General features: G+C 58.9%; 24 protein-coding genes. 5 read left to right on the forward strand and 19 right to left on the reverse strand.

The window, feature by feature from the left end; all coding sequences use genetic code 11:
• Position 1 precedes the first annotated feature (1 nt).
• From ACR3EM_RS09245 to ACR3EM_RS09265, 5 genes are all read right to left on the reverse strand, one after another.
• On the reverse strand, positions 2-682 hold the full coding sequence (locus ACR3EM_RS09245; protein WP_480470419.1) for a TerB family tellurite resistance protein: 681 nt from the start codon (positions 680-682) through the stop codon (positions 2-4).
• A gap of 9 nt (positions 683-691) precedes the next feature.
• Positions 692-1216 carry an N-acetyltransferase family protein gene (locus ACR3EM_RS09250; RefSeq protein WP_480470420.1) on the reverse strand — a complete coding sequence of 175 codons (525 nt, stop codon included), beginning with the start codon at positions 1214-1216 and terminating at the stop codon, positions 692-694.
• On the reverse strand, positions 1213-1815 hold the full coding sequence (locus ACR3EM_RS09255) for a VOC family protein (RefSeq protein WP_480470421.1): 603 nt from the start codon (positions 1813-1815) through the stop codon (positions 1213-1215). The genes ACR3EM_RS09250 and ACR3EM_RS09255 overlap by 4 nt, the downstream gene beginning before the upstream one ends.
• A gap of 107 nt (positions 1816-1922) precedes the next feature.
• The gene (gene scpA, locus ACR3EM_RS09260; protein WP_480470422.1) at positions 1923-4049 is read right to left on the reverse strand and encodes a methylmalonyl-CoA mutase; all 2127 of its coding nucleotides are present in this window, start codon (positions 4047-4049) and stop codon (positions 1923-1925) included.
• Positions 4046-4861 carry a hypothetical protein gene (locus ACR3EM_RS09265; protein ID WP_480470423.1) on the reverse strand — a complete coding sequence of 272 codons (816 nt, stop codon included), beginning with the start codon at positions 4859-4861 and terminating at the stop codon, positions 4046-4048. The genes scpA and ACR3EM_RS09265 overlap by 4 nt, the downstream gene beginning before the upstream one ends.
• Positions 4862-5031: 170 nt before the next feature.
• On the opposite strand from ACR3EM_RS09265, the gene ACR3EM_RS09270 reads away from it, so the two are divergent.
• Positions 5032-5478 (forward strand): DUF4174 domain-containing protein, encoded by a 447-nt coding sequence (locus ACR3EM_RS09270; RefSeq protein ID WP_480470424.1) that lies wholly within the window; start codon positions 5032-5034, stop codon positions 5476-5478.
• A gap of 76 nt (positions 5479-5554) precedes the next feature.
• Here the strand turns inward: ACR3EM_RS09270 and ACR3EM_RS09275 are convergent, their stop codons facing one another.
• Positions 5555-7600 carry an acetyl-CoA carboxylase biotin carboxylase subunit gene (locus tag ACR3EM_RS09275; protein WP_480470425.1) on the reverse strand — a complete coding sequence of 682 codons (2046 nt, stop codon included), beginning with the start codon at positions 7598-7600 and terminating at the stop codon, positions 5555-5557.
• Between the two features lie 117 nt (positions 7601-7717).
• A complete protein-coding gene (locus tag ACR3EM_RS09280; RefSeq protein ID WP_480470426.1) occupies positions 7718-7921 on the reverse strand; it encodes a hypothetical protein in 204 nt (67 codons plus the stop codon).
• Between the two features lie 650 nt (positions 7922-8571).
• On the opposite strand from ACR3EM_RS09280, the gene ACR3EM_RS09285 reads away from it, so the two are divergent.
• The gene (locus ACR3EM_RS09285) at positions 8572-9723 is read left to right on the forward strand and encodes a DcaP family trimeric outer membrane transporter (protein ID WP_480470427.1); all 1152 of its coding nucleotides are present in this window, start codon (positions 8572-8574) and stop codon (positions 9721-9723) included.
• Positions 9724-9809: 86 nt separating this feature from the next.
• Here ACR3EM_RS09285 and ACR3EM_RS09290 read toward each other — a convergent pair whose 3' ends face one another.
• The 3 genes from ACR3EM_RS09290 to ACR3EM_RS09300 all read right to left on the reverse strand — a co-directional run bounded on the left by ACR3EM_RS09290 (position 9810) and on the right by ACR3EM_RS09300 (position 12342).
• A complete protein-coding gene (locus tag ACR3EM_RS09290; RefSeq protein ID WP_480470428.1) occupies positions 9810-10163 on the reverse strand; it encodes a hypothetical protein in 354 nt (117 codons plus the stop codon).
• A gap of 136 nt (positions 10164-10299) precedes the next feature.
• A complete protein-coding gene (locus ACR3EM_RS09295) occupies positions 10300-10734 on the reverse strand; it encodes a DUF6497 family protein (protein ID WP_480470429.1) in 435 nt (144 codons plus the stop codon).
• A gap of 75 nt (positions 10735-10809) precedes the next feature.
• Positions 10810-12342 carry an acyl-CoA carboxylase subunit beta gene (locus tag ACR3EM_RS09300; RefSeq protein ID WP_480470430.1) on the reverse strand — a complete coding sequence of 511 codons (1533 nt, stop codon included), beginning with the start codon at positions 12340-12342 and terminating at the stop codon, positions 10810-10812.
• Between the two features lie 182 nt (positions 12343-12524).
• Between ACR3EM_RS09300 and ACR3EM_RS09305 the strand changes: the two genes are divergently transcribed.
• Entirely contained in the window at positions 12525-13730 is a 1206-nt protein-coding gene (locus ACR3EM_RS09305) for a multidrug effflux MFS transporter (RefSeq protein ID WP_480470431.1), read from the forward strand.
• Between the two features lie 63 nt (positions 13731-13793).
• Entirely contained in the window at positions 13794-15194 is a 1401-nt protein-coding gene (locus ACR3EM_RS09310) for a helix-turn-helix domain-containing protein (RefSeq protein ID WP_480470432.1), read from the forward strand.
• Positions 15195-15250: 56 nt separating this feature from the next.
• Here ACR3EM_RS09310 and ACR3EM_RS09315 read toward each other — a convergent pair whose 3' ends face one another.
• The 7 genes from ACR3EM_RS09315 to ACR3EM_RS09345 all read right to left on the reverse strand — a co-directional run bounded on the left by ACR3EM_RS09315 (position 15251) and on the right by ACR3EM_RS09345 (position 22535).
• The gene (locus ACR3EM_RS09315) at positions 15251-15490 is read right to left on the reverse strand and encodes an HP1242/YdcH family protein (RefSeq protein ID WP_480470433.1); all 240 of its coding nucleotides are present in this window, start codon (positions 15488-15490) and stop codon (positions 15251-15253) included.
• 98 nt (positions 15491-15588) lie between these two features.
• A complete protein-coding gene (gene betA, locus ACR3EM_RS09320; RefSeq protein ID WP_480470434.1) occupies positions 15589-17247 on the reverse strand; it encodes a choline dehydrogenase in 1659 nt (552 codons plus the stop codon).
• Positions 17248-17324: 77 nt separating this feature from the next.
• Complete coding sequence (gene betB, locus ACR3EM_RS09325; RefSeq protein WP_480470435.1) at positions 17325-18785, reverse strand: betaine-aldehyde dehydrogenase; 1461 nt, start codon at positions 18783-18785, stop codon at positions 17325-17327.
• Positions 18786-18814: 29 nt separating this feature from the next.
• Positions 18815-20323 carry a choline-sulfatase gene (betC, locus tag ACR3EM_RS09330; RefSeq protein ID WP_480470436.1) on the reverse strand — a complete coding sequence of 503 codons (1509 nt, stop codon included), beginning with the start codon at positions 20321-20323 and terminating at the stop codon, positions 18815-18817.
• Positions 20320-20892, reverse strand: a complete 573-nt coding sequence (betI, locus tag ACR3EM_RS09335) for a choline-binding transcriptional repressor BetI (protein WP_480470437.1) — start codon at positions 20890-20892, stop codon at positions 20320-20322. Before betI ends, betC begins: the two co-directional genes overlap by 4 nt.
• Before the next feature lie 58 nt (positions 20893-20950).
• Positions 20951-21895: a DMT family transporter gene (locus ACR3EM_RS09340; protein ID WP_480470438.1), complete on the reverse strand. Its 945-nt coding sequence runs from the start codon at positions 21893-21895 to the stop codon at positions 20951-20953.
• 40 nt (positions 21896-21935) lie between these two features.
• A complete protein-coding gene (locus ACR3EM_RS09345) occupies positions 21936-22535 on the reverse strand; it encodes a LysE/ArgO family amino acid transporter (RefSeq protein WP_480470439.1) in 600 nt (199 codons plus the stop codon).
• A gap of 86 nt (positions 22536-22621) precedes the next feature.
• Between ACR3EM_RS09345 and ACR3EM_RS09350 the strand changes: the two genes are divergently transcribed.
• Complete coding sequence (locus ACR3EM_RS09350) at positions 22622-23509, forward strand: LysR family transcriptional regulator ArgP (RefSeq protein ID WP_480470440.1); 888 nt, start codon at positions 22622-22624, stop codon at positions 23507-23509.
• Here ACR3EM_RS09350 and ACR3EM_RS09355 read toward each other — a convergent pair.
• Together ACR3EM_RS09355 and ACR3EM_RS09360 are read right to left on the reverse strand one after the other, a co-directional pair.
• Positions 23506-24777 (reverse strand): permease, encoded by a 1272-nt coding sequence (locus ACR3EM_RS09355; RefSeq protein WP_480470441.1) that lies wholly within the window; start codon positions 24775-24777, stop codon positions 23506-23508. The genes ACR3EM_RS09350 and ACR3EM_RS09355 overlap by 4 nt on opposite strands.
• Positions 24778-24920: 143 nt before the next feature.
• On the reverse strand, positions 24921-25661 hold the full coding sequence (locus tag ACR3EM_RS09360; protein WP_480470442.1) for a YebC/PmpR family DNA-binding transcriptional regulator: 741 nt from the start codon (positions 25659-25661) through the stop codon (positions 24921-24923).
• Between the last annotated feature and the right edge of the window lie 15 nt (positions 25662-25676).

Genomic DNA, 25676 nt, shown 5'->3' on the forward strand with positions numbered 1-25676 from the left:
CTCAGACCCGGGCGCCGTTGATCTCATCCCAGGCGCGGTTGATGTCGATCATCTTTTTCTCGGCCAAACGCACGGCCTCTTCCGGAACGCCACGGGCTATCATTGCATCGGGATGCGTTTCCCGCACGAGCTGTCGCCAGACCTTGCGAATTTCCGACAGTGGAGCATCGCGCGCCACGCCCAGAACGGTATAAGGGTCCTTCGGGGCATCCGGCACGAAACGCGCCCGCAACGCCATAAACTGCGCGTCGGTCTGGCCGAAGATGCGGCTGACATCCTCCAGAAACTGGTTTTCGTTGGGGTGATAAAACCCATCCGCCATGGCGATGTGAAACAGCCCCTCCATCAAATCGCAGAGCGTCGTGCTGTCTTCGGCAAACATGCCGGCAATCTTGCGGGCATAGTCCTCGTAGCCCGCAACGTCGGTTCGGGCCATGTCAAAGACCTTGGCCGCGCCGTCTTCATCCTCGGGCGCGATCTGAAACACTTCGCGGAATGCCGTCACCTCATCCCGTGTCACCTGACCATCGGCCTTTGCCATCTTGGCCCCAAGTGCCACGACGGCAATCGCAAAGGCCACCGAGCGCTCGGGCGGCGTGCGCAGTTTTTCGAAAACTGCGGTCAGGCTTTCGCCTTGGGCCAGCGCGTTCAGCGCGTCGGCTATTCTGCTCCAGATTGACATGGGCGCACCCTAGCGTGACTTGACGCGACTGTCAGGTGCGACAGATGACTGCGGGCCGAGTATTTTTTGCATTAGAACAAGATCCAACCGTTGCCCCCATTTGAACCCCACTTCGGGCATACGGCCCACCTGTTCGAAGCCAATCGCCGAATGGAAGGCGATCGCTGCAGGGTTAGCCGATGAAATACCCGCGACAAGAACATGTACTTTGCTTACGGCTGCGATGTCCTCCAATGCCTGCATTAACGCCCGGCCCATACCCTGCCCTCTGGCTTGCTGCACCAACTGGATCGAATGTTCGCAGCATTGCGCGTATCCGGGACCCGCGCGGAAGGTCCCGTAGGTCGCAAAACCCTGAACCTCGCCATTGCGCTCGGCCACCAGAAAGGCAGGGCCTCGGGTTTCGATCTCTGCGGCCACACTTTCGACGCTACGCTCATCGGTGGTGAAGGTTATCAGCGTGTCACGGATGATCGCATTCGCAATCGCCGCAATTTCGGGTGCGTCTTCGGCTACCGCTTGACGGATATTCATTCCAGCACGCGCAGCCCGTGGGGTGTCTCAATTTCGGCGCACAATGCAGCGGGGCCGCTGTCAAACACGACATGATCCAGCGCACCCAAGCTCTTGGCCAGATCCAGAGCATCCGGGTGGCACACGATCAGGCGGCGCAACCGGCAGCCGCTGTCTTGCAGCATTTGCGCCGGATGCAGATCACCCTCCCATTGGATGAGCGCGGGAAAGAGATTGTCGAACGGCAGACGTCCGTTTGGTGGGACCGCCATCCGCCAGCGTAGAGCCCCCCGGGCCAGATCGATAGGCTGGCCGACACCATCGGGAAAGACGGTCAGCGATGCCTCAATATCCGGAACCCGACAAATCCAGTTTGTCAGGCGGGGTGATCCGGCGAACCGATCCAGATCGAACCAACGGGTCCTTTGAGGGTTGGGGGCTTCGGGGTCGATTGCAATAGCTTCCAGATAAAGCCCGTCGCGAAGACCCAGTAGCCGGTTATACGTTCCGAATTTTTCGTGCTTGCCGCCCGCCTGCAACCGCACGCCCAGCGCCTGTTCGATATGGGCAGAGGCCTCTTCCAGCGTTTCGCCTGCAACGGCCAGATGATCCAGTAACATGAAGACGCCTCCCAAAGACAAACGACCAGACCGCATGGGTCTGGTCGCATGTTTTCCGCAAAGGCGCAGGATCACAAGATTTTTCGTACGAAAAATCTTGGCCCGCGTCAGGTTTTGGCTTCGCCGATCAAACGCAGGATATCTTGCGCAGCATCGGGGATATTGGTTCCGGGACCGAAGATTGCCTTGACGCCGTGGTCATAAAGGAACTGGTAGTCCTGCTGCGGGATGACACCACCACAGATGACGATGATATCCTCGGCCCCGGCCTTTTTCAGCTCCTCGACCAGCTGTGGCGCCAATGTCTTGTGCCCGGCAGCCTGTGATGAGATCCCAACCACGTGCACATCGTTGTCCACCGCGTCCTGTGCCGCTTCTGCAGGGGTCTGGAACAGAGGGCCAACGTCCACGTCAAACCCGATATCCGCGAACGCCGTCGCGATCACCTTGGCACCGCGGTCGTGACCATCCTGCCCCATCTTGACCACCAGCAGACGCGGACGACGACCCTCGGCCTCGGCAAAATCTTCAATGGATTTCTGGATCGCGGCAAAACCTTCGTCACCTTCGTAAGCGGCACCATAGACACCGGCCAGGGTTTTCACTTCGGCGCGGTGGCGGCCAAATTCCTTTTCCATTGCCATGCTGATCTCTCCTACGGATGCGCGGGCACGGGCGGCCTCGACGGCGGCGGCCAGCAGGTTGCCGCCTTCTTTGGCGGTGTTGGTCAGGGCGTCCAGCGCCGCTTGGCAGGCGGGCTCGTCTCGAGTGGCGCGGATGCGTTCCAGACGGGCGACCTGTGCTTCGCGCACGGCCACGTTGTCGACGTCCAGAATGTCGATCGGGTCTTCCTGTTCCTTGCGGTATTTGTTGACGCCGACGATGACTTCTTCACCCCGGTCGATCATGGCCTGACGGCGCGCCGCGCTTTCCTCGATCCGCAGCTTGGGCATGCCGCTGGCGACGGCCTTGGTCATACCGCCCATTTCCTCGACCTCTTCCATCAGGGCCCAGGCTTTTTCGACCAGCTCGTTGGTCAGGCTTTCGACATAATAGGAACCCGCCAGAGGATCGACCACATCGGTCACGCCGGTCTCTTCCTGCAGCACCAGCTGCGTGTTCCGCGCGATGCGGGCCGAGAAATCAGTGGGCAGCGCAATAGCCTCGTCCAGAGCGTTGGTGTGCAGCGACTGCGTGCCGCCCAGAACCGCGCTCATGGCCTCATAAGCAGTACGGATCACGTTGTTATAGGGGTCCTGTTCCTGCAACGACACGCCCGAAGTCTGGCAGTGGGTGCGCAGCATCTTCGAGCGTTCGGATTTCGCACCAAACTCGGTCATCACGCGATGCCACAGGGTCCGCGCGGCGCGCAGTTTGGCGATCTCCATGAAGAAGTTCATGCCGATGGCAAAGAAGAAGGACAGACGGCCTGCGAACTTGTCCACGTCCATCCCGGCCTCGGTTGCGGCGCGGACATATTCGCGCCCGTCCGCCAGCGTATAGGCCAGTTCCTGCACCAGGTTCGCCCCGGCTTCCTGCATGTGATAGCCCGAGATCGAGATCGAGTTGAATTTGGGCATCTCGTTCGAGGTGTAGTCGATGATGTCCGAGATGATCTTCATCGACGGCTCAGGCGGATAGATATAGGTGTTGCGCACCATGAACTCTTTCAGAATGTCGTTCTGAATGGTGCCCGACAGCACGGATTTGTCATGCCCTTGCTCTTCACCCGCAACAATGAAGCTGGCCAGAACCGGGATCACCGCGCCGTTCATCGTCATCGAGACTGAGACCTTGTCCAGCGGGATACCGTCGAACAGGATTTTCATGTCCTCGACACTGTCGATGGCCACACCTGCCTTGCCGACATCGCCCACCACGCGCGGGTGGTCGCTGTCATAGCCGCGGTGCGTCGCTAGGTCGAAGGCGACGGAAACACCTTGCTGACCCGCGGCCAGATTGCGCCGGTAAAAGGCGTTCGATTCCTCGGCGGTCGAGAAACCGGCATATTGGCGAATGGTCCACGGGCGGCCCGTATACATCGTCGCCTTCACGCCCCGTGTAAACGGACCAAAACCGGGCAAAGAATCCATATGCGGCAGATCAGCGGTATCTGCCTGCGTATAGAGCGGTTTGACGTCGATGCCTTCCAATGTTTCCTTGGTCAGATCGTTCAACGGGCGTCCGCGCAGCTCTTTCTCGGCCAGCGCCTGCCAGTCTTTCGTGTCGGTCATGTCGGTTTCCTCTGTTCAATTCCGGTTTCGGCGGGGGTGGCCCCGCACATATTTTCATCTGTCCGGCAGATCAGTTCGGCCCGCCCATCAGCACCTGAGGCCAGCCATTCCAAATCATCGGCGTAGTCGGCCCAAAGCTTCATCGCCTGTTCAGCGCTCAGTCCATAGGGCGCGGGCATGGGTGCAGCATTCAGCGCAAGGCCGTCGCTGAATGCGGGCGCGGGGCCAGTCATCAGCGCCGCAAGCTGCGCCTGCTGACAGCCCGCGAAATCCTCGAAAGGCAGAACGAGCAATGGGACGTTCGGGAAGGCGTGATTTAAGTCGGTGATGACATCGCGCCAGCTCCGCTTGCTTTGCACGATGCGTTTCCATTTTGCCGGCTCGATAGGGTCACCGCCACGTTTGAACTTGTAGGCGGCCACGGAAGACCAATACATGTCCAACGCTCGGATATTCAGAGCGATTTTGGTCTCTCTGCCACCAAAGGCCTGCGCCAAGAGACGCCCGCGCTTCTGCAGTCCGGGATAAAGTGACGCGAAGGCAATATTGCGCGACATCGAGCCCACAAAGTTTTCTTGGCTGACCAAAAGCTGCATCGCACCATCTTGCTGACATGCATCCAACTCGCGACGTATCCTGTCACAGACCTCGGGCGTTAGCTTGTTCAGGCTGTTGAGGCCATTGGAACGTGTTCGTTCCGGCCCCCAATATGCCAATCCTTGATTGGCGAGTATCTGAGTATTCCGGCTTAGATAGTTCTGGAAACTGGTGCTTGCACACCGATGTGCGCCGCAATGCAGTATAATTTCCATCCGCTTACACTCCTGTCCGAAAGATCGAAGGAATGGCGGGTTTTCTGTACCCTCTGGTGGCTACTTGATGGATAGAACCGCGTCTGATGAACATATTTTTGATGCTTATGGACATTTCGCCAGTCGCATTCGCCCAAGCAGAGGCTATATTCATCACAACAGGAGGCCACATGACACGCACGCTTGCCCTTGTTTTCTCGGCACTATTCCCGCTGGCCGCCATGGCAGCCGACGGGTCCGCACCTGCGGATGACGCTTTTGTCCGGCCCGCCGGCGATAGCACGCTGGATGAGTTCCTCTGGGTCAATCGCCCAATCGTCGTCTTCGCCGACACGCCCGCTGACCCGCGTTTCCAACAGCAGATCGACATGCTGCTGGAGGGAGAAGAGGCGATGCGGGATCGCGACGTGATCGTATTGACCGATACCGATCCAAAGGCGCGGTCACCAATCCGCTCGCAGCTGCGACCGCGCGGGTTCCAGATGGTGTTTGTCGACAAGGACGGCGTGGTCAAGCTGCGCAAGCCCAGCCCCTGGAGCGTGCGCGAGATCGGTCGGTCCATCGACAAAACCCCTCTGCGCGAACGCGAAATCCGCGAACGGCGCGAGGGCGGCTGAGCGCTTTCGCCACGCCCGAAGACCCCGGCGCGGAACGCCGGAGACCCGGTGTGATATTGCGAAAGCGCGAACATGATCATTCGAACTCGATGATCACATCGTCGACGGCCAGGCTGTCGCCGGGGCCTGCGTTGATCTTGGCAACCACACCCTTCTTCTCGGCGCGCAGGATGTTTTCCATCTTCATCGCCTCGACAGTGCAGAGCGCCTGCCCCTCCTGTACTTCCTGTCCCAATTCGACATCGATCTTCACGATCAGACCGGGCATCGGGCAGAGCAGCATCTTGGACGTATCTGGCGGCAGCTTTTCGGGCATAAGGTGAGCCAGTTCGGCCTGACGCGGAGTACGCACATGCACCTTGAGGTCCGCGCCGCGATTGCGGATGCGGAAACCGCCCGAAACCTTGCCAACCTTCAGAACCAGCGGGCTGCCGTCCACGTCCAGCACGGCCAGTTGGTCGCCAGGCGTCCAGTCCGATGCAACACGTGAAGTGGTGCCATCTGCGAAAGTCACGGTCGAGCCATCCTTGTCTGCATCGATGGCAACGGCAAATTCCTGACCCTGCAGGGTGACAACCCAATCAGAACCAACTTTGCGCTCATGGTTGTCCATCCTGCCCGACACGCGAGTGCGGCGAATCTCGGCCACCCGATGCATTGCAGCACAAGAGGCTGCGATCCGGCGCAGATCGGCCTCGGGCAGTTCTACGCCCTCGAAACCTTCCGGATATTCTTCGGCGATAAAGGCCGTGGTCATGTCGCCGCTGATGAATTTCGGATGATCCATCACCGCCGACAGGAACGGCAGGTTGTGGCCGATGCCTTCAACCTCAAAACTATCCAGCGCCACGCGCATGGCCTCAATCGCCTGCTCACGAGTCGGTGCCCATGTGCAGAGCTTTGCGATCATCGGGTCGTAATACATGCTGATCTCGCCGCCCTCATAGACGCCGGTATCGTTGCGCACAGCTGACGGCCCTTCGGGGGCATCACCCTGCCATTTGCCATTCACCAGCATCGGACCAGCCGCAGTTTCCTGTGGCGGGCGATAACGGGTCAGACGACCGATCGAGGGCAGGAAGCCGCGATAGGGGTCTTCGGCATAAAGGCGGTTTTCAATGGCCCAGCCGGTCAGCGTAACGTCATCCTGGTTGATCGACAGTTCCTCGCCGGCGGCCACGCGGATCATCTGCTCCACCAAGTCCACGCCGGTGATCAGTTCGGTCACCGGGTGTTCCACCTGCAGGCGGGTGTTCATTTCGAGGAAGTAGAAATTCTTTTCTCCGTCTACGATGAACTCAACAGTGCCGGCACTGGCGTAGTTCACAGCCTTGGCAAGGGCCACCGCCTGCTCGCCCATCGCCTTGCGGGTCTCAGGGTCAAGGAAAGGCGATGGTGCCTCTTCCACCACTTTCTGGTTGCGGCGCTGGATCGAGCATTCGCGTTCGCCCAAATAGATGCCGTTGCCGTGGCTGTCGCACAGAACCTGAATTTCGATGTGGCGCGGTTGGGTCACGAACTTCTCGATGAAAATACGGTCATCACCGAACGAGTTCGCAGCCTCGTTCTTGGACGACTGGAATCCTTCGCGCGCTTCCTCATCGTTCCAGGCGATCCGCATGCCTTTACCGCCACCACCGGCGCTGGCCTTGATCATGACCGGATAGCCAATGTCGTTGGAGATCTTGACGGCTTCATCCGCATCCTCAATCAGGCCCATATAGCCGGGCACCGTCGAAACACCCGCATCCTGTGCGATCTTCTTCGATGTGATCTTGTCCCCCATGCTTTCGATCGCGCCCACCGGAGGGCCGACAAAAGCCACGCCTACAGCGTCCAGCGCCTCAGCGAATTTAGAGTTCTCGGACAGGAAGCCATAACCGGGATGCACCGCCTGCGCGCCGCTTTGGCGGATCGCATCCATGACTTTGTCGATCACGATATAAGACTGGTTGGCAGGCGGCGGGCCGATATGCACCGACTCATCCGCCATCGACACATGCAGCGCGTTCTTGTCCGCGTCCGAGTAAATGGCAACGGTGCCGATTCCCATCTTGCGCGCGGTCTTGATGACCCGGCAGGCGATCTCGCCCCGGTTGGCGATCAGGATCTTGTTGAACATGGAACGTCCTTTGTCTTGGTGTTCTGGAAACGCAAAACGCCGCCGTGGGGCGTGAACCCCACGACGGCGTGATGCGCGATGACGGACGGGACTTGGACCGCCCCGATCAATTCAGAGTTAGTTGCAGTTGTTCTGCGTCTTGCAATACAGCACGTTGCCCGCGGCACCGACCGCAGCGCCGAACAGCGGGTCCGCACTGAGGACCGCTGCACCGACCGCCCCGGCACCGCCGCCAAGGATGGCCTGTTCGCCCACTGTGTCACCGCAGGCCGCAAGGCCCGCGCAGGTCGCGAGTACAAGGAAAATTCGTGAGGTTCGCATAGATACTGCCCTTTCAGGTTTCTTGACGTCTTTGTCGCCAGATGCCGAAACCCAGCATTGTTATGCAATATCAAAGCCGACAAATCGGCGTTATGCGCAGCTTTTTGCCGTTCTTTTCGTGCTTGCGCAGAAAAGAAAAACGCGGGCAGGACCATGTGGGGAACACAAGCCTGCCCGCGGAAGGAAGGGGTACGGAATAGTAGGTGCTTGTGCGACGCAGGCAAAGTAGAGCCGCACGGCCCGTTCAGCTTGCATTGTACAATCCGGGGCGCAACAGACTCATTGTTTCCAATGGAAAATCCGGCTGAAATCTGCCCATCCGGCGAAATCCCGCGCAGATTTGTGCCTATGCGTGGTTTGGGGCGCACAGACGATTTACCCGCCGCCGTTGTCACGTTCCCGTTACAAATCACACCCGGGCGGATGAATGCTGCGCCTCGCAATTCACGTCGAATATCCAGGCTGTGAGTAGAATTCACCCATAGAAACAGCGATTTACAAATTGGTCTCACTGAGCTGTGAAACGATGAACATTCGTTAACACTTTTGTTTGAGAATTCGCGCTGATTCTCTCTCAATTTGGTGATTTCCCTCACACACACTTGCGTGAAACGGTGTCGTTGCACACTCGCACACAAGGAAGTATCCCCATGATATTTAAGGGTAAAACCGCAAGCCTGCTTGCTGCCAGCGCGCTTTCCATGACTGGAATGCAAGCCTTGGCGCAAGATGCACAAACTCAGGCCGAACTGGACGCGCTGCGCGCCCGGGTCGAAGCACTTGAGGCTGGCAAAGCCGGGTCGGGCACCGGCGATCTGCAGATCGGAAACACCACGCTGGACGTCTATGGTTACGTCAAGGCCGACTTCTTCTATGACTTCGATTTCGATCAGGGCGACACCGCGTTCGTGAACGTGGTCGGAGAGCCCTCGGCTGCCACCAGCGGTACCTTTGGTGCCACGGTCCGTCAATCGCGGATCGGACTGCGCACCAACACCCCTTCGGGAATCGGTGACATTCAGGGCCAGATCGAAGTTGATGCGTTTGGCTCGGGCGGCACCGCAGAATTCCGGATCCGTCACGCCAACATCCGGATTGGCGACCAATGGCTGATCGGTCAATATTGGACCAACTTCCAGCCACTGGACACTTATCCGACTTCGGTCGAATTCAATGGCCCTGTTGGTATTGCTTTCGCGCGGGTTCCGCAGGTGCGTTACACCAACACATCGGTGAAAAACACCAGCTTCGCCGTCTCGATCGAAGAGAATGTTGGAGGCTCGAACTCGGATGATCCGGTCTTCACTGCTTCGGCCGAATATAATGACGGCAAGTACATTGCCCGCGGTGCCCTTCTTTACGGTAAAGCCGAAGATGGCGGCACTGAGGTTGACCAGACAGGTCTGACTCTGTCCGCCTCGGCGCGTCTTTGGGAAGGTGGCCTGATCCAGGCCAACTATGTCACCGGTGAAGCCCTTGGCCCCTGGTTGATTGGCCTGGGTGATCCCATCGTTGGTGGTGAAGCCAACGATGTTGACGGTTTCACTGTCGAACTCCGACAGCAGTTGACCCCCAAATGGAATGTGGGTGTCTCGTATGGCTACGAGGACTATGACCTGCCGACTTCGACTGGGACATTGTCGTTCACCGAACTCGAAACTATCCACGTCAACGCCTTCTATCAGGCAACTGACAACCTGACGCTCAGCGCCGAGTACATTTATGGTGAGCGGAACGATACGATTTCTGGCGACGACTTCGATGCCAGCCGCGTTCAGTTTGCCGCGCAGTTGAACTTCTGATCCAAACAGCGCACCCTGCCCGTTCGCGGGCAGGGTCACACCGTCATGACCCGAGTTCAGGTTATGCGCGACGCCCCCATACACGATTAGTTTGCCCCATCGAAAATTTCGGGAAACGACTGACGTGCGATATCCAGATCGATCACCAGCAATGCTTCGTAGCTGGCTGGGTCGAACGGATCTTCCGCCGCCACTACTTCGCGTCCGAACAGCCAGCTGAGGCGTCCGGCGTCCAGATTTCCGCGCTCAAACGGCTGATCGCCGAAATGCGCCCAAAGCGCCTCGATGAAAGCTGCATCAGCGCGTTTGTCGGCGGGTTTGCGATCCCGAAACCGCTCACGTCGGGTCAACGGCGTTACACCCTTGGGGTTGGCACGCCGAATGGTGAACTGAAAGTCTGTGCCGGTAAGCCGGCCGGGGAATCCACGATGTTTCAACATGTCGACACCATCGGGGTTAGAACTTTGAAAAGGCAGGAAAACCCGCCTTGTTGCAGGGATAGAGCGATCATGCGCACCTCCGAAGCCGCAGTATTGGAATGAGCTGCCCTGAGTGTATGATTGTCACTGATCATGCTCAGAGCCCCTCCCAGATACACTTGGATTGCTCCAGCCGGTAGGCCTCAAAGAACTGAGTTGCATCCGGTTCTGAGGTACCGAATTCAACAGGTCGATCCGAGAATGAGATCACCACGCGGGCGGGCTCTAGCCCATGTTTGGCGACATATGGAACGGCCAGCGTCTGACACAGGTGCTCCATGTCGATCACGGCGATATCATAGGTGATGTGCCCTGCCGTTGACCCGATCTTGGGCGCAATGAACCGGAACCGCACCCAGAGCTCGCCGGGATTGTTATCCAACAGAACATTGTTGAGTTCGACCGGCTGGCCCGAAGGCACCGGCAGGGTGTTACCCGCATGTGCCAGGCTGACCAGATGCGCCATCAAGGCTGCAAAGACCAAACCCCGGACCCGCCGATGGCGGGCTCCTCCCTCCGGGGTCAGCCGCACTGACCTGGGGGGCGGTGCGGTCTTATGTCTGGCAAAGTGTGTCATGCAACAACGGCTCAGGATTGCTCAGTTCACTTACAGCGGAATATTGTCGTGCTTCTTCCACGGGTTCTTCAGCTGCTTGCCGCGCAGGCTTGCAAACGCGCGCGACACGCGGCGGCGGGTGGATTGCGGCATGATCACCTCATCGATGAAGCCCCGCTCGGCGGCGACGAAGGGATTAGCGAACCTGTCTTCATAGTCCTGCGTGTGCTGCGCGATCTTCTCCGCATCGCCCAGATCGGCGCGATGGATGATCTCGGTCGCGCCTTTGGCCCCCATCACCGCAATCTCAGCGGTGGGCCAGGCATAGTTGAAATCGCCGCGCAGGTGTTTCGAGGCCATCACGTCATAAGCCCCGCCGTAAGCTTTGCGAGTGATGACGGTGACCTTCGGCACGGTTGCCTCACCATAAGCAAACAGCAGCTTGGCGCCGTGCTTGATCACTCCGCCATATTCCTGGCTGGTCCCCGGCAGGAAGCCCGGTACATCCACGAGGGTCAGGATCGGGATTTCAAAACAATCACAGAAGCGTACAAACCGCGCCGCCTTGCGCGAACTGTCGATGTCCAGACAGCCTGCCAAAACCATCGGCTGGTTTGCTACGATGCCAACGGTCTGCCCTTCCAGCCGGATGAAACCGGTGATGATGTTCTTGGCGTAGTCTTCCTGAATCTCGTAGAAATCACCCTCATCCGCGATCTTGGTGATGAGCTCTTTCATGTCATAGGGCGTATTCGGATTGTCCGGGATCAATGTATCCAGCGAGGTTTCGACCCGGTCAGGCTCATCAAAGAACGGGCGCACAGGAGGCTTTTCCCGGTTGTTGAGCGGCAGGAAATCGACCAAGCGGCGCACTTCGGCCAAGGCTTCGACATCGTTTTCAAACGCGCCGTCCGCAACCGAGGATTTCTTGGTATGGGTCGAGGCCCCGCCCAGCTCTTCGGCGGTGACGACCTCGTTTGTGACCGTCTTCACGACGTCGGGGCCGGTGACGAACATATAAGATGTGTCTTTGACCATGAAGATAAAGTCGGTCATGGCAGGGCTATAAACTGCGCCACCGGCGCAGGGGCCCATGATCACGCTGATCTGCGGCACCACGCCCGAGGCCATGATGTTGCGCTGGAACACCTCGGCGTAACCGGCAAGCGAAGCGACACCTTCCTGAATCCGCGCCCCACCCGAGTCGTTGATCCCGATCACCGGCGCGCCGTTCTGCACCGCCATATCCATGATCTTGCAAATCTTCTGTGCGTGGGTTTCCGACAGCGAGCCACCAAACACGGTGAAATCCTGACTGAACACATAAACCATACGGCCATTGATCGTGCCCCACCCGGTTACGACCCCATCCCCCGCAGGTTTTTGTTTTTCCATCCCGAAATCGGTGCAGCGATGGCTGACGAACATGTCAAACTCTTCAAAGCTGCCCTCATCGACCAGCAATTCGATCCGCTCGCGTGCGGTCAGCTTGCCGCGCGCATGCTGCGCGTCGATCCGTTTCTGCCCACCGCCAAGCCGGGCGTTGGTGCGGCGATCTTCAAGCTCGGAAAGGATGTCTTTCATGACGGTAGTCCCCTGTGAAATTTTGCGGGACCATAACGGGCCTGATCTGAACCCCAAAGACATTTTCGGCAAATTTGCAAATCTATAGCAATATCTCGTGAAGTAAATGCAAATTTGCTAATTAACACATCAAGCCACAACTGCCGATGGTAATTCATACGCGCAGGCACTAAAGGTGAACCATGCAGTTCAGCTCACCCTCAGTCAGCCGTACGCCACCTTCGCTTGCAACGCTCGTCTTGTTGTCAGGCCTGTCCGCGCTGAGCATGAATCTGTACCTGCCCAGCCTGCCCTTTATGGCGACCTATTTCCAGACCGATTACAAGACGATGCAGCTGTCGATCGCACTCTATCTGCTTGTCAATGCTGTTCTGCAAATCCTGATTGGCCCGTTGGCTGACAAGGCCGGGCGCAGGCCGGTTCTGCTTTGGGGGCTCGCGCTGTTTCTGCTGGCCACGCTAGGTTGCATCTACGCACCGACGATCGAAATATTCTTGGCCTTTCGGATGAGCCAGGCCGTGATCGTTGTGGGCATCGTCCTCAGCCGTGCCGCGGTACGGGACATGTATGCTCAGGACAAGGCCGCATCGATGCTCGGCTATGTCACGATGGGGATGGCCGTAGTCCCGATGATCGGCCCTGCGGTTGGCGGCCTGCTTGAGGAAGCGTTCGGGTGGAAAGCCAATTTCTGGCTACCTTTCGGATTGGCCGCCCTCACCCTTTGGCTGACCTTTCAGGATTTCGGAGAAACGGCCGCATCAAGCGGTAAAACATTGGTGCAGCAGTTCCGCGAATACCCCGAGTTGCTAACCTCTCCGCGCTTCTGGGGCTATTCGCTGTCTTCGGCGCTGTCGTCTGGGGCCTTCTTCGCCTATTTGGGCGGGGCGCCATTCATCGGAACCGAAGTCTTCGGTATGACTGCGGCTGAGGTCGGTGTGTATTTCGGCGCCCCGGCACTGGGCTATTTCTTCGGGAATTTCATCAGCGGGCGCTACTCCGTGCGTTTCGGAGTCAACCGTATGGTGCTTTGGGGCTGCTGGCTAAACGCCACCGGCGTCATGATTTCAGCCACCCTGTTCCTGATGGATATGGGCACCGCAATCAGCTTCTTCGGGCTGATGACCTTTGTCGGTTTGGGCAACGGTATGTCGATCCCCAATGCCACCGCAGGGGCCTTGTCCGTACGCCCGCATCTGGCCGCTACCGCCTCGGGCCTCAGCGGGGCGATCATGTTGGGCGGCGGCGCTGGCCTCAGCGCCTGGGCAGGTGCGTTGCTGACGCGCGAAACCGGTGCCATGCCTTTGCTGTGGCTGATGCTGGCAACTTCGATCCTTGCAATCTTCGCGATCAGCAGCGTCATCTGGCGTGAGAAGCAATTGGGCCTATAGACGCTTGCGCGCAAGGGTTTGCAAAGTTAGCTTGCAGTTTCAGGAAAGCTGCAAAGAACCACTATGGCCACCCAGAAACTCTATGCCGGCGCAAAACTGCGCGAAATGCGCACGCGCCTGACTCTGACGCAAAAAGAATTCGCTACAAAACTGGGCGTTTCTCTGCCGTACCTCAACCAGATGGAGAACAACAACCGCCCGATCTCGACGACGGTTGTTCTGGCTCTGGCGCAGGAGTTCGGCATGGACGTCACCGAACTCAGCACCGGTGACAGCGAGCGCCTTGTTTCAGACATGCGCGAAGCGCTGGCCGATCCGGTCTTTGCCGACACCATGCCGCCTTTGGCCGACCTGCGACTGACCGCATCCAATGCCCCTGCTCTGGCGCGGGCGTTTATCGAACTGCATCGCACGTATCGGCAAACGCATGAACGCCTCGCCTCTCTGGACGAGGCATTGGGACGCGAAGACGCCCGCATTCAGGCCAGCCCATGGGAAGAGGTCCGCGACTTCTTCCATTATTGCGACAACTATATCGACGCCGTGGATCGCGCAGCTGAACGGTTTGCCGCCCGCGCAGAGGAGGCCGGAGGTATTCGACAAGCCGCCCTGAACAGCTTGTCCGAACGCGGCATACACGTCACATTTACCGATACCGAAACCTTGCGCAGCTACAGCGCCGAAGACAAAACCCTGCGCCTGTCCTCACGCGCGGCCCCTCAGACGCAGGTGTTCCAGTTGTTGCTGCAGGTGGCTTTGATCAGTCAGGACAAACTGCTCGAGGCGACGCTGGACTTCGCCCGCTTCCAGAGCGAAGAGGCCCGCGCGATTGCCAAGATTGGTCTGGCCAATTATTTCGCCGGTGCCTCGCAGATGCCCTACAGCGCCTTTCTCGCGGCAGCGCAGGATTACCGGCATGATTTGGAGTTGCTGAGCAATCGGTTCGGGGCATCCATCGAACAGGTCGCCCATCGCCTATCCACCTTGCAGCGACCCGGCGCCAAGGGCATTCCGTTCTTCTTTGTCCGCGTCGATCAGGCCGGAACGATCACCAAACGCCACTCGGCCACGCGGCTGCAATTTGCGCGCTTCGGCGGGGCCTGCCCGTTGTGGAATGTCCATCGCGCTTTCGAAACGCCCGGCCATTTCCTGCAGCAGCTGGCAGAAACACCTGATGGCGTCCGGTATATTTCGCTCGCCCGCGATGTCTCGAAATCCGGCGGTTCCTTCGGTGCGCCGGTGCGCCGCTATGCTATTGCTCTGGGTTGTGAAATCCGTCACGCCGAGGCGCTGGTCTATGCCGATAATCTCGACATCAACAACGCCAGCGCGTTCGAGCCCATCGGCATTTCCTGTCGCATCTGCGAACGCCAAACCTGCCACCAGCGCTCGGTCCCACCGTTGGAACGCCGCCTGACAATCGACGCTCATACCCGCGGCACGCTGCCCTACGAGGTCACCTGATTTTCTTGTGTTGGAAGTAACTCAAATAAGACGGGGGCAGAGCCCCCGACTTGCGTTCAGCTTTTCGACAAAATCGCCCAGATTTCGTCCTTGAGCGCCGCGCGCTTCTTACGAAGATTAACCTCGGCCAGCTCTTCCATCGGCTCGACATTGGTTTCAGCACGATGCACGACGCGATTGACCTCGTGATATTCATCCGCAAGGCGCGCGAAATGCGCGTCCGTTTGCTTGAGCTGGCTCATCAATTCGACCTTTTCGGGGAATTCCTCGGCCAGTTCATGCGGGGTGTGGGACATTCTGTGCGCTCCTATATCTGCATTACGTCCCAAGGCTAAAGATACCCGGCAAGTGTTGCTTTGACGCGGATCAAATCCGCGCCAAAGAATACCGGTATTTATCGCTGCGCAATCGTCCATTCCGGATGGATCCACGGCCGGTCATTGGCCTTCGGCAGCGCCTCCTTGCCAAGCAGATGGTCCGAGACCTTTTCCCCCACCATGATCGAGGGCGCATTGAGGTTACCGTTGGTGATCTGCGGAAAGATCGAACTATCAGCCACGCGCAGCCCGTCGACCCCAATCACGCGACCCTGCGGATCGACGACTGCGTTTTTGTCATCCGCGCGCCCCATACGGCAGGTGCCGCAGGGGTGATACGCACTTTCGGCATGTTCGGCGATAAAGGCATTCAGTTCGTCATCGGTCTGAACATCAGCGCCGGGCTGGATTTCTTTTCCGGCAAAGGGCTTGAACGCGTCTTGCCCGAATATCTCGCGGGTCAGTCGAATGCAGGTGCGGAAGTCCTCCCAGTCTTCCTCATGGCTCATGTAGTTGAACCGTATCACCGGCGCATCTTCGGCCTTCGCCGAACGCAAAGTCACCGCCCCGCGCGACGGGGATCGCATCGGCCCGACATGCGCCTGAAAACCGTGCCCTTCGGCAGCAGCCTGACCATCATAGCGCACCGCCATGGGCAGGAAGTGATACTGAATATCCGGATATTCGACGCCAGGTTTGGAGCGGACGAAGGCTGCACTTTCGAACTGGTTCGACGCCCCCAGACCTGTTTTGGTAAACAACCACTGCGCCCCGATCACCCCCTTGCTGATCAGATTCCAGTGCTTATAGAGCGTGATCGGCTGCAATGAGGCCTGCTGGATGTAAAGCTCCAGATGGTCCTGCAGGTTGGCACCCACACCGGGCCGATCCGCGACCACCTCGATACCATGTTCAGCCAGATGCGCTGCCGGGCCAATGCCCGATAACATCAGCAACTTGGGCGAGTTGATCGACGAGGCCGCCAGCACCACCTCGCGCCGCGCACGGACGACCTCAGGCTTGCCGCCACGGATCAGCTCAACGCCTGTGGCACGCCCGTTTTCCATCACGATTCGAGACGCCAACCCGCGCACAACCTCGCAATTGTCCCGCTTGAGGGCGGGCCTCAGATAGGCATTGGCCGCCGACCAGCGCCGTCCTTTCCAGACGGTTTGCTCCATTGGGCCGAAGCCTTCCTGTTTTTCGCCGTTATAGTCGCCGGTCACCTCATATCCGGCCTGCTGCCCGGCGTCGACGAAGGCCTTGAACAACGGGTTCTGACGAGGGCCGCGCGATACATGCAGGGGGCCATCGGTTCCACGCCACGTGGCGTCTCCACCATGGCCACCGTCATGCCACGTCTCCATCCGTTTGTAATAGGGCAGCACGTCAGCGTACGACCAGCCATCCGCGCCCATCTTAGCCCAGGTGTCGAAATCGCGTGCATGGCCGCGCACATAGACCATCCCGTTGATCGATGAAGAACCGCCGATCACCTTACCGCGCGGACATGCCAGGCGGCGGTTGTTCAGATGCGGCTCGGGTTCGGACCTGTAACCCCAATCATAACGCGACATATTCATTGGATAGCTGAGTGCCGCCGGCATCTGAATGAACGGACCCGCATCGGTACCGCCATGTTCGATCACCAGAACTGAAGCTCCGGCTTCACTCAGCCGATAGGCCATTGCGCATCCGGCGGATCCGGCGCCTACGATGACAAAATCTGCTTCCATTTAAGTCCCCTGGGCCCTTGACCCTGCAACGGGCGGCACTGGGCACACCCGGAAATTCGTATTACGCGCCCCTGACGTCAGAAAGGCGCTTCCAGATCGCCCATCCGGACATAGACCGACTTGAGCTGCGAATAGTGCTCGATCGCCGCAGCTGAATTCTCGCGCCCGACACCCGACTGTTTTGAGCCGCCAAAGGGCACTTCGACCGGGGCGTCGTTGTAGCTGTTGATAAAGCATGTTCCGGCCTCAAACCCGGCTGCGACGCGATGGGCACGGGTCAGATCACGAGTGAACACGCCCGCAGCCAGTCCGAATTCCGTATCGTTGGCACGGGCCATAACCTCGTCTTCTTCCACAAAGTCGAGAACCGCCATGACGGGGCCAAAAATCTCTTCGCGGGCGATGGTCATCTCATCGGTGACATCGGCAAAGACCGTGGGCTGCAGATAGAAGCCGTCGCGATCCAGACGCGCGCCTCCGGTGGCCAGACGTGCGCCTTCCTCGACGCCCTTGGCGATGTAGCCCTGTACGATCTCCATTTGCCGTTGACTGACCATCGGGCCGAAACTGGTGTCCGTATCCATCGGGTCACCGATTTTCGCCTGCTGCAGTCGTTCGCTGAGCCGTGCCAGAAACGCCTCTTTGATACCGTTCTGCACAAACACGCGGGTCCCGTTCGAGCAGACCTGACCGGAGGAATAGAAGTTCCCCAGAATGGCGCCCGATACCGCGTTTTCCAGATCGGCATCGTCGAACACGATCATCGGGGATTTGCCACCCAACTCCATCGTGACATGCTTCAACCCGGCGGCCGCAGCCGCATAAACCTTTTTGCCGGTCGGCACGGAGCCGGTCAGCGACACCTTATCGACGCGCGGATCGCTCACCAGCGCTGCACCAACCTCACCCAAACCCTGCACCACATTGTAAAGCCCGGCTGGCAGCCCGGCCTCATGCAGGATTTCCGCCACCTTCAACGCGCAAAGCGGTGTGGTCTCGGACGGCTTGAAGATCATCGCATTGCCGGAGGCCAGCGCAGGGGCGCCCTTCCAGCATGCGATTTGAGTGGGGTAGTTCCACGCTCCAATCCCGACACATACCCCCAGCGGTTCACGCCGTGTGTACGCCCAGTCACCATCGGCAAGCGGGATATGTGAGCCGGTCAGTGTCGCGGCCATGCCACCGAAATACTCCAGCGCATCGGCACCGCTGGTCGCGTCGGCGACCGAGGTTTCCTGATAGGGTTTACCGGTGTCGAAGGTTTCCAGCACGCTCAGGTCATGATTGCGTTCGCGTATCATGTCGGCGGCCCGACGCAGGATACGGCCACGCTCGGTTCCGCTGGTGGCTGCCCATTGTTTCTGGGCCGCACGGGCGCTTTCGATGGCACGTTCGACAATTGCCGGCGTGGCCGAATGCACGGTCGCGATCACCTCGCCCGTCGCCGGATAGATCACCTCAATCGCTGTGCCAGAAGTGTCTTCAACATATTCACCACCGATGAAGTGGCTGGCGGTGGGTTGGGTTGGGTAGGTCATTTGTTGGTATTCCGGTCTTCGGGGTCAGGTCATTCGCCACGCGGGAAACGCTGGCTTTCCTCGACAATGTTCAGGTCCATGTGGTTGCGCATGTAGCGTTCGGACGCTTTCTGCAGCGGCTGGTAGTCCCACGGGTAATAGCCACCCTGCCGCAAAGCCTCGTAAACGACCCAGCGTCGGGCCTGGCTGGCGCGAACATCGGCATCGAAACGGTCCAGATCCCAGCGGGCTTCGGACTTGGCGCGCAGGGTTTGCAGCGTACCCGCATGCTCGGGGTTACCCGCCAGATTGGTGAGCTCATGCGGATCAGCCTCAAGGTCGAACAGCTGATCAGGATCCAGCGCGCAACGGTTGTATTTCCACTTGCCATAGCGCAGCGAAACCAGCGGCGCATATGACGCCTCAGCCGCGTATTCCATCGCCACCGGCGCGGTGCGTTCGACACCCTGCGCCAACGGCACGAGGTCCTCACCATCTGTCCAGGGCGCAATCTCGGCCATGTCCACGCCGGCCAATGACCCGAGCGTGGGGGTCACATCAATCGTGGACACTGGCGCATCAATGCGGCCCGCAGGCAGGTCCGGCGCCGAGATCATCAGAGGCACCCGCGCTGAACCTTCGTAGAAGTTCATTTTGAACCACAATCCGCGCTCACCCAGCATGTCGCCGTGATCGGAAACAAAGAGGATAATCGCCTCTTGCCGTGTGGTTTCCAGCACTTCCAGGATCTCTCCGATCTTGTCGTCGAGATAGGAGATATTGGCGAAATATGCGCGCCGGGATTTCCGAACGTCTTCTTCCGTGATGTCAAAGCTGCGCCAGTCATTGGCGTCGAAGATGCGTTTGGAATGCGGGTCCTGATTGTCGTAGCCGATATCCGCAACCTCGGGCAGCAGGTGCTCGCAATCCTCATAGAGATCCCAGTATTTGCGACGTGCCACATAGGGATCATGTGGATGAGTAAAGCTGACGGTCACGCACCACGGACGGTCATCCTTGCCACGCGCCAGATCATAGAGCTTGGCCGTGGCGTTGTAGGCGACCTCGTCATCATATTCCATCTGGTTCGAGATTTCGGCGACACCTGCGCCAGTGACCGAGCCCATGTTGTGATACCACCAGTCAATCCGCTCACCGGGTTTGCGGTAATCGGGCGTCCAGCCGAAATCGGCGGGGTAGATATCGGTGGTCAGACGGTCTTCGAACCCGTGCAACTGATCAGGGCCAACAAAATGCATCTTGCCTGACAGACAGGTGTAATAACCCGCGCGGCGCAGGTGATGCGCATATGTCGGGATATCGCTGCGGAACTCGGCGGCGTTGTCATAAACCCCGGTGCGCGAGGGCAACTGACCGGACATGAAGCTGGCCCGCCCGGGCGCGCACAAAGGCGACGCAGTGTATGCATTGGCAAACCGGGTTGAGCGCTCGGCCAGTTTCTTCAGGTTCGGTGCATGAAGCCAGTCAGCGGGACCGTCGGGAAAGAGGGTTCCGTTGAGCTGATCCACCATCAGGATCAGAATGTTTGGTTTTGTCATTTTTCGGCCTCGAGAAAGGTCTCTAGAACACGCAGGGCGTGATTTACCGCGAGCTGCGGTTTTTGCGGTGCATTGAGGGCGGCGTGGATATACAACCCGTCGATCAACGCGATCATATCTTCCGCTGCTTCAATCGGGTCCCGCATCAGCGGGCGCAGCGCGTGGATCAGGTTCGACCGGATGCGAGCCTGATAGATTTGCCAAAGACGCAGCGCATCGTCATTGGTTTGTGCCAGCACATAGAATGTCATCCATGCTGCAATCACATCGGGGGTGAAACAGGATGGTGCAAAGCAGGCGCGAATAATGGCTTGTGCGCGCTCATCAGGGGCGGCAGTGTCAAGCTGGGTACGCGCCTCGGCGCCGAAATCTGACAGAATACGGCGCATGGCGGCCAGAAAGATCTGTTCTTTACCGCCGAAATAGTGATGGGCGAGCGCGCTGGACATGCCAGCCCGTTTGGCGATTTGACTAACCGTAACATCAAGGGATTTCTGGACGCCAAGCTCGGCAATCGTCGCCTTGACGATCGCTTCCCGCCGGATCGGCTCCATTCCGAGTTTCGGCATCTCCGCCCCTCTGCACCATCTGCTGATGAGTGGAGGCTAAGGCGTTTTTATTGACTCGTCAATCAATAACCATTTTTCGGCCTTCCGCCGGGTTCTCTGACCCTTGCGCAGGTGTTGGTGGCGTGGACCCTCTCCGCGCGATCTTGGCTTCGCGCCAGGTGATGAAGCTGACGGCGGTCAGGATCAGCGTGCCTCCGGCGATAACCCAAAAATCGATGTGCTCATGAAAGACCAATGTGCCCAGTAATGTCGCCCAAATCAACTGCAGGAAGGTAACGGGCTGCGTGACCGCAACGGGCGCGGCTTGCAGTGCAAGTGTCATGAAATAGTGCCCGGCGGTTGCGAAACTGGCGATGACGAACAAGATCCCCAAATCGCGCAGGCTGGGCGTCTCCCACACCGCCAAGGCAAAGGGGATCAGGGCAATGGTGACCCAGATCGACAGATGCGCGACCACGACCGAGGGCCGGACATCGCGCACCAGCAGCTTGGCCAGCAGATAAGACCCTCCGAGTGCGAGCGTGGTGCCCAGCATGGCCAGATGGCCCGGCAGCACTTCCCGAAATCCGGGCCGCAGGATGATCACGACGCCGATCAGTGCCACAGCGATAGCCGCAATGCGACGGAAGGCCAGCTTTTCCCCAAGGAACAGTGCCGCACCCAAGGTCACGTAAACCGGCGTGAGGTAGTTCATCGCCGTTACCTCGGCCAGCGGGATGCGGGTCATCGCGAAGAACCACAACATGACCGCAATCGCATGGACCACGCCGCGCACTCCGAACAAGGTCAGATTTCTGCGCGTCAAAGGGGTGCCAAAGATCGCTCGCAAGGCCGGCAGCAGAAAAACCAGCCCCAATACATATCGCAGGAACGCCGCCTGAATCGGGTTCATGCTGGTACCAAGGATTTTCACCAGCGCATTCATGCCAACGAAAGACAACCCGGCGGCAAGCATCCAGAACATGCCAATCAGCGGGCGGTAGGTGTCAGGGCGAGAGGTCATGCAGACGGTTGAACACCGGAATCCCGCCGGGGACAACCCTTCACATGATAACAAGTTTCAGAGCGATCATCATCATGACCACGCCGATCCCCACATCCAGCACCTGCCAGGCACGTGAGCGGGTAAAGACGGGCGTCAGAATGCGCGCACCATATCCCAGCGTGAAGAAGAACACGAAGCTCGAGGTCATCGCGCCCAGCGCAAATCCCAAACGATCATCATATTGGGCCGAAATCGACCCGATCAGCACGACCGTATCCAGGTACACATGCGGGTTCAGCCAGGTGAAGGCCAAGACGGTCAGCAGCGTGACGCGCAGGCTGGAACGTCGCGTCTCGTCCAATTCGATCGCGGCGCCCCCCTTCAGTGCAGACTGGAAACTGCGCAGCGCGTACCAGATCAGAAACGCGGCACCCCCGTACCGCATCACGGTTTCAAACCACGGTACAGCCTGCGCCAGCGAACCAAACCCGGCGACCCCTGCCGCAATCAGAATCGCGTCGGACACCGCGCAGGTCAGGCACAGCACAAAGACATGCTCACGCCGCAGACCCTGCCGCAGGACAAAGGCGTTCTGCGCACCGATGGCGAGTATGAGGCTGAAACCCAGGGCGAACCCGGCGATTGGGGCTGAAAACATGCGACCTCCTAATATCTGAGCCGTTGACTATCGGTTACGCATCCGCCTATCAAATTAAAGATGTTTACCTGTATTAAGCTCGGCTAATGCTGCTCGACCCCCATCACCTGTCCGCCCTCTCGGCGATCCTGCGCCATGGTAGCTTTGATGCAGCCGCGGCAGAGCTGGCGGTCACCCCCTCGGCCATCTCGCAGCGGATCAAGGCGCTGGAGGATCGGGTGGGTGCAGCTTTGATCAATCGCGGCACACCTTGCACCGGAACGCCGACGGGTTTGCGCATCGCCCGGCATGCCGAAGATATCGGCCTGCTGGAGGCGCAGCTTGCGCGCGAGATCACGCTGGATCAACGCGATGGCCCGGCCCGCGTGCGGGTTGCTGTTCCTGCCGATATCCTTGCCACCTGGTTCATTGAAGCGATGGCGCAGGCAAACGACCTATTGTTCGATCTGGTCATTGATGATCAGGATCATTCAGCTGACTGGTTGCGACGGGGTGAGGTCAGCGCCGCGATCACGGTGGGTGGTCAGCACGTTCCGGGATGCGAGGCACTGTCACTGGGAACGCTGCGCTATTTGCCGACCGCAAACCCGGCCTTCATGCGCAAATGGTTTGCCGATGGTGTTTCGGACAAATCCTTGTCCCGCGCGCCCTGCCTGATCTTCAATCGCAAGGACAATTTGCAAAAAACCTGGCTCGCTGCGCACACCAGCAGCCGGATTTCACCGCCATCGCATTTTCTGCCTTCCTCACAGGGGTTCGTCGAAGCAGCCATCGCCGGGCTGGGATGGGGCATGAACCCCGAAGGGCTGGTGCGCGCGGCGATATCGGAGGGGCGACTGGTAGAAGTCCTGCCCAACGCCCCGCTGGATATCGCGCTGACATGGCAGATCGGACGGGTTCTGGCCCCCGCCCTGACCCCACTGACCCAAGCGGTCCGGCGCGCGGCGGCTCAGGCACTGATCCCACAGAATTAGACCTGCGGCGCCTCGGCCTTTTGCGGCTGCACGATACGGTAACAGGCAAACGCCGCCCAAAGACTGACCAGCACGATGAAGACAATCGCCGAGGCGACCTCATGCATATGTGCCACGCCCGCCATTGCCGAGGACAGGATCACGCCAGCCAGCCGACAGATCGCCTTGATTGCCGCGGCCCCCTGCACACGCTGATCCTTCGGGGCCACGTCCAGAAAATACAGCTTGCGCGCACTGGCAATCCCCGTGGCCGCGATCGAGACGATGAACAACGCGACCGCATGCAGATGAACCGCATGATCGATATGCAGATAGTGAAACGCCAGAAGCACGATTCCGGTCACCGAAACCATCAGATTTCCGGTCACCATAACCGCGCGGTGCGATTTCATGTTCACCAGCTGCCACAAAGGGGCAGAGACCAGATAGCCGGACGCGGATGAGATGATCATTGCGGTCAAACCTTTGGCCGACGAATGATGCGCCTCAGCCGCGATCAGAGCGAAGAACGGAACAGACAACGTAACGACGACCAGCGGCAGGCGCATCGTCATATAGCGGCGGAACCATTCCTGTTCGAACATGCGCACGATGCCAGAGATGATATCGCTCAGCGATTGATGTTGTCCTTTGGGCGATTGGTCAGATTCGTCGTCAGGCGCAGATTCGGCCATCCCCAGAATGCACAGCGCTGAAAACAGAAAGAACACCACTGATGCGATGATCACGGCAGAGTGTCGCGAGAATGGCGGGTTCTCTTTGGTGATCTCATGCAGCAACAGCGCCAGGCCGATCGCGCCGAGGCCGCCCGCCCCCAGCTGCAAATAATGGATGATCATCCGTGATTTCGATTTCAGATGATCCCCCAACAGATCTGAAAGCATCAGCGACTGACTTTCTTCGATCATCCCGATCAGGAAGAACGCCATAATAAAAGCAATCGCAGTCAGAGAGACGCTGCCCGTGGCCGCAATCAACAAGGCCATAAGAAGGCAACCGCCGATGCCGATCTCGGTCAGGGCAATCCCGCGCTTCTTGCGGGCCTGCGCCGCAATTGGCCGGGCAAAAAATACGTCCGAGATCATGTTGCCAGCCATGCGGATCGACACCAAAGCTCCGGCCAGAAACATGGGCAGCTCAAGCGATACCGCCAGAAACGGCAGAACGACGGACGGGCTGCCCAGCGTCCATGCCACCTGCGACAGGATGCTTTGCCCAGCCAGAACCGGCAGATTTCGCCGCCCCGGATCAGTGGTTTTTGCTGCCATTTGCGCTTGCCTTACGTCGCGCCTTTCGCGGTGTTCTTACTTCTCCGGAATGACTGTATAAGGGCAGGCCTTATGGGCCAAGGCCCCTCAAAACGCAAAAACCCGGCACATGGCCGGGTTCTTTGTTCGATTGCCGCGATGCATCAAAGCTGCGCCATAACCTCATCGGTTGCTTCGAAATTGGTGGTCACGCGCTGAACGTCATCGTCATCTTCCAATGCATCCACCAGCTTCATCAGCTTTTGCATGTCTTCCAGACCCAGCTCGGTCGTGGTGGTGGGCTTCCAGACCAGCTTGGTGGATTCGGATTCGCCCAACGCCTCTTCCAGCGCGTTCGACACATCGTTCAGATCGGTATCAGCACACCAGATGATGTGACCGTCTTCCGAGCTTTCGACATCCTCGGCGCCGGCCTCAATCGCAGCTTCGAAAACGGTATCCGAGTCGCCTGCGTCCGCCTGATAGACCACCTCACCCTTGCGGTCGAACATGAACCCGACCGAGCCGGTTTCGCCCAGGTTCCCACCATTCTTCGAGAAGGTCGAACGCACGGTCGAGGCGGTCCGATTGCGGTTATCCGTCATCGTCTCGACGATCACGGCCACGCCATTGGGGCCATAACCCTCATACCGGATTTCTTCGTAATCGTCGCCTTCACCGGCCACCGATTTCTTGATCGCGCGGTCGATCACGTCCTTGGGGACCGAGTTCGACTTGGCCTCTTTCACCGCCAGACGCAGGCGTGGGTTCTTGTCGGGATCGGGATCGCCCATCTTCGCCGCGACGGTGATCTCTTTCGACAGTTTGGAAAACAGTTTGGACCGCGCGGCGTCCTGACGTCCCTTGCGGTGCTGGATGTTGGCCCATTTGGAATGGCCTGCCATGGTGCGTCCTCGTTA

It is taken from the genome of Ruegeria sp. AH3 (genome assembly GCF_056536265.1).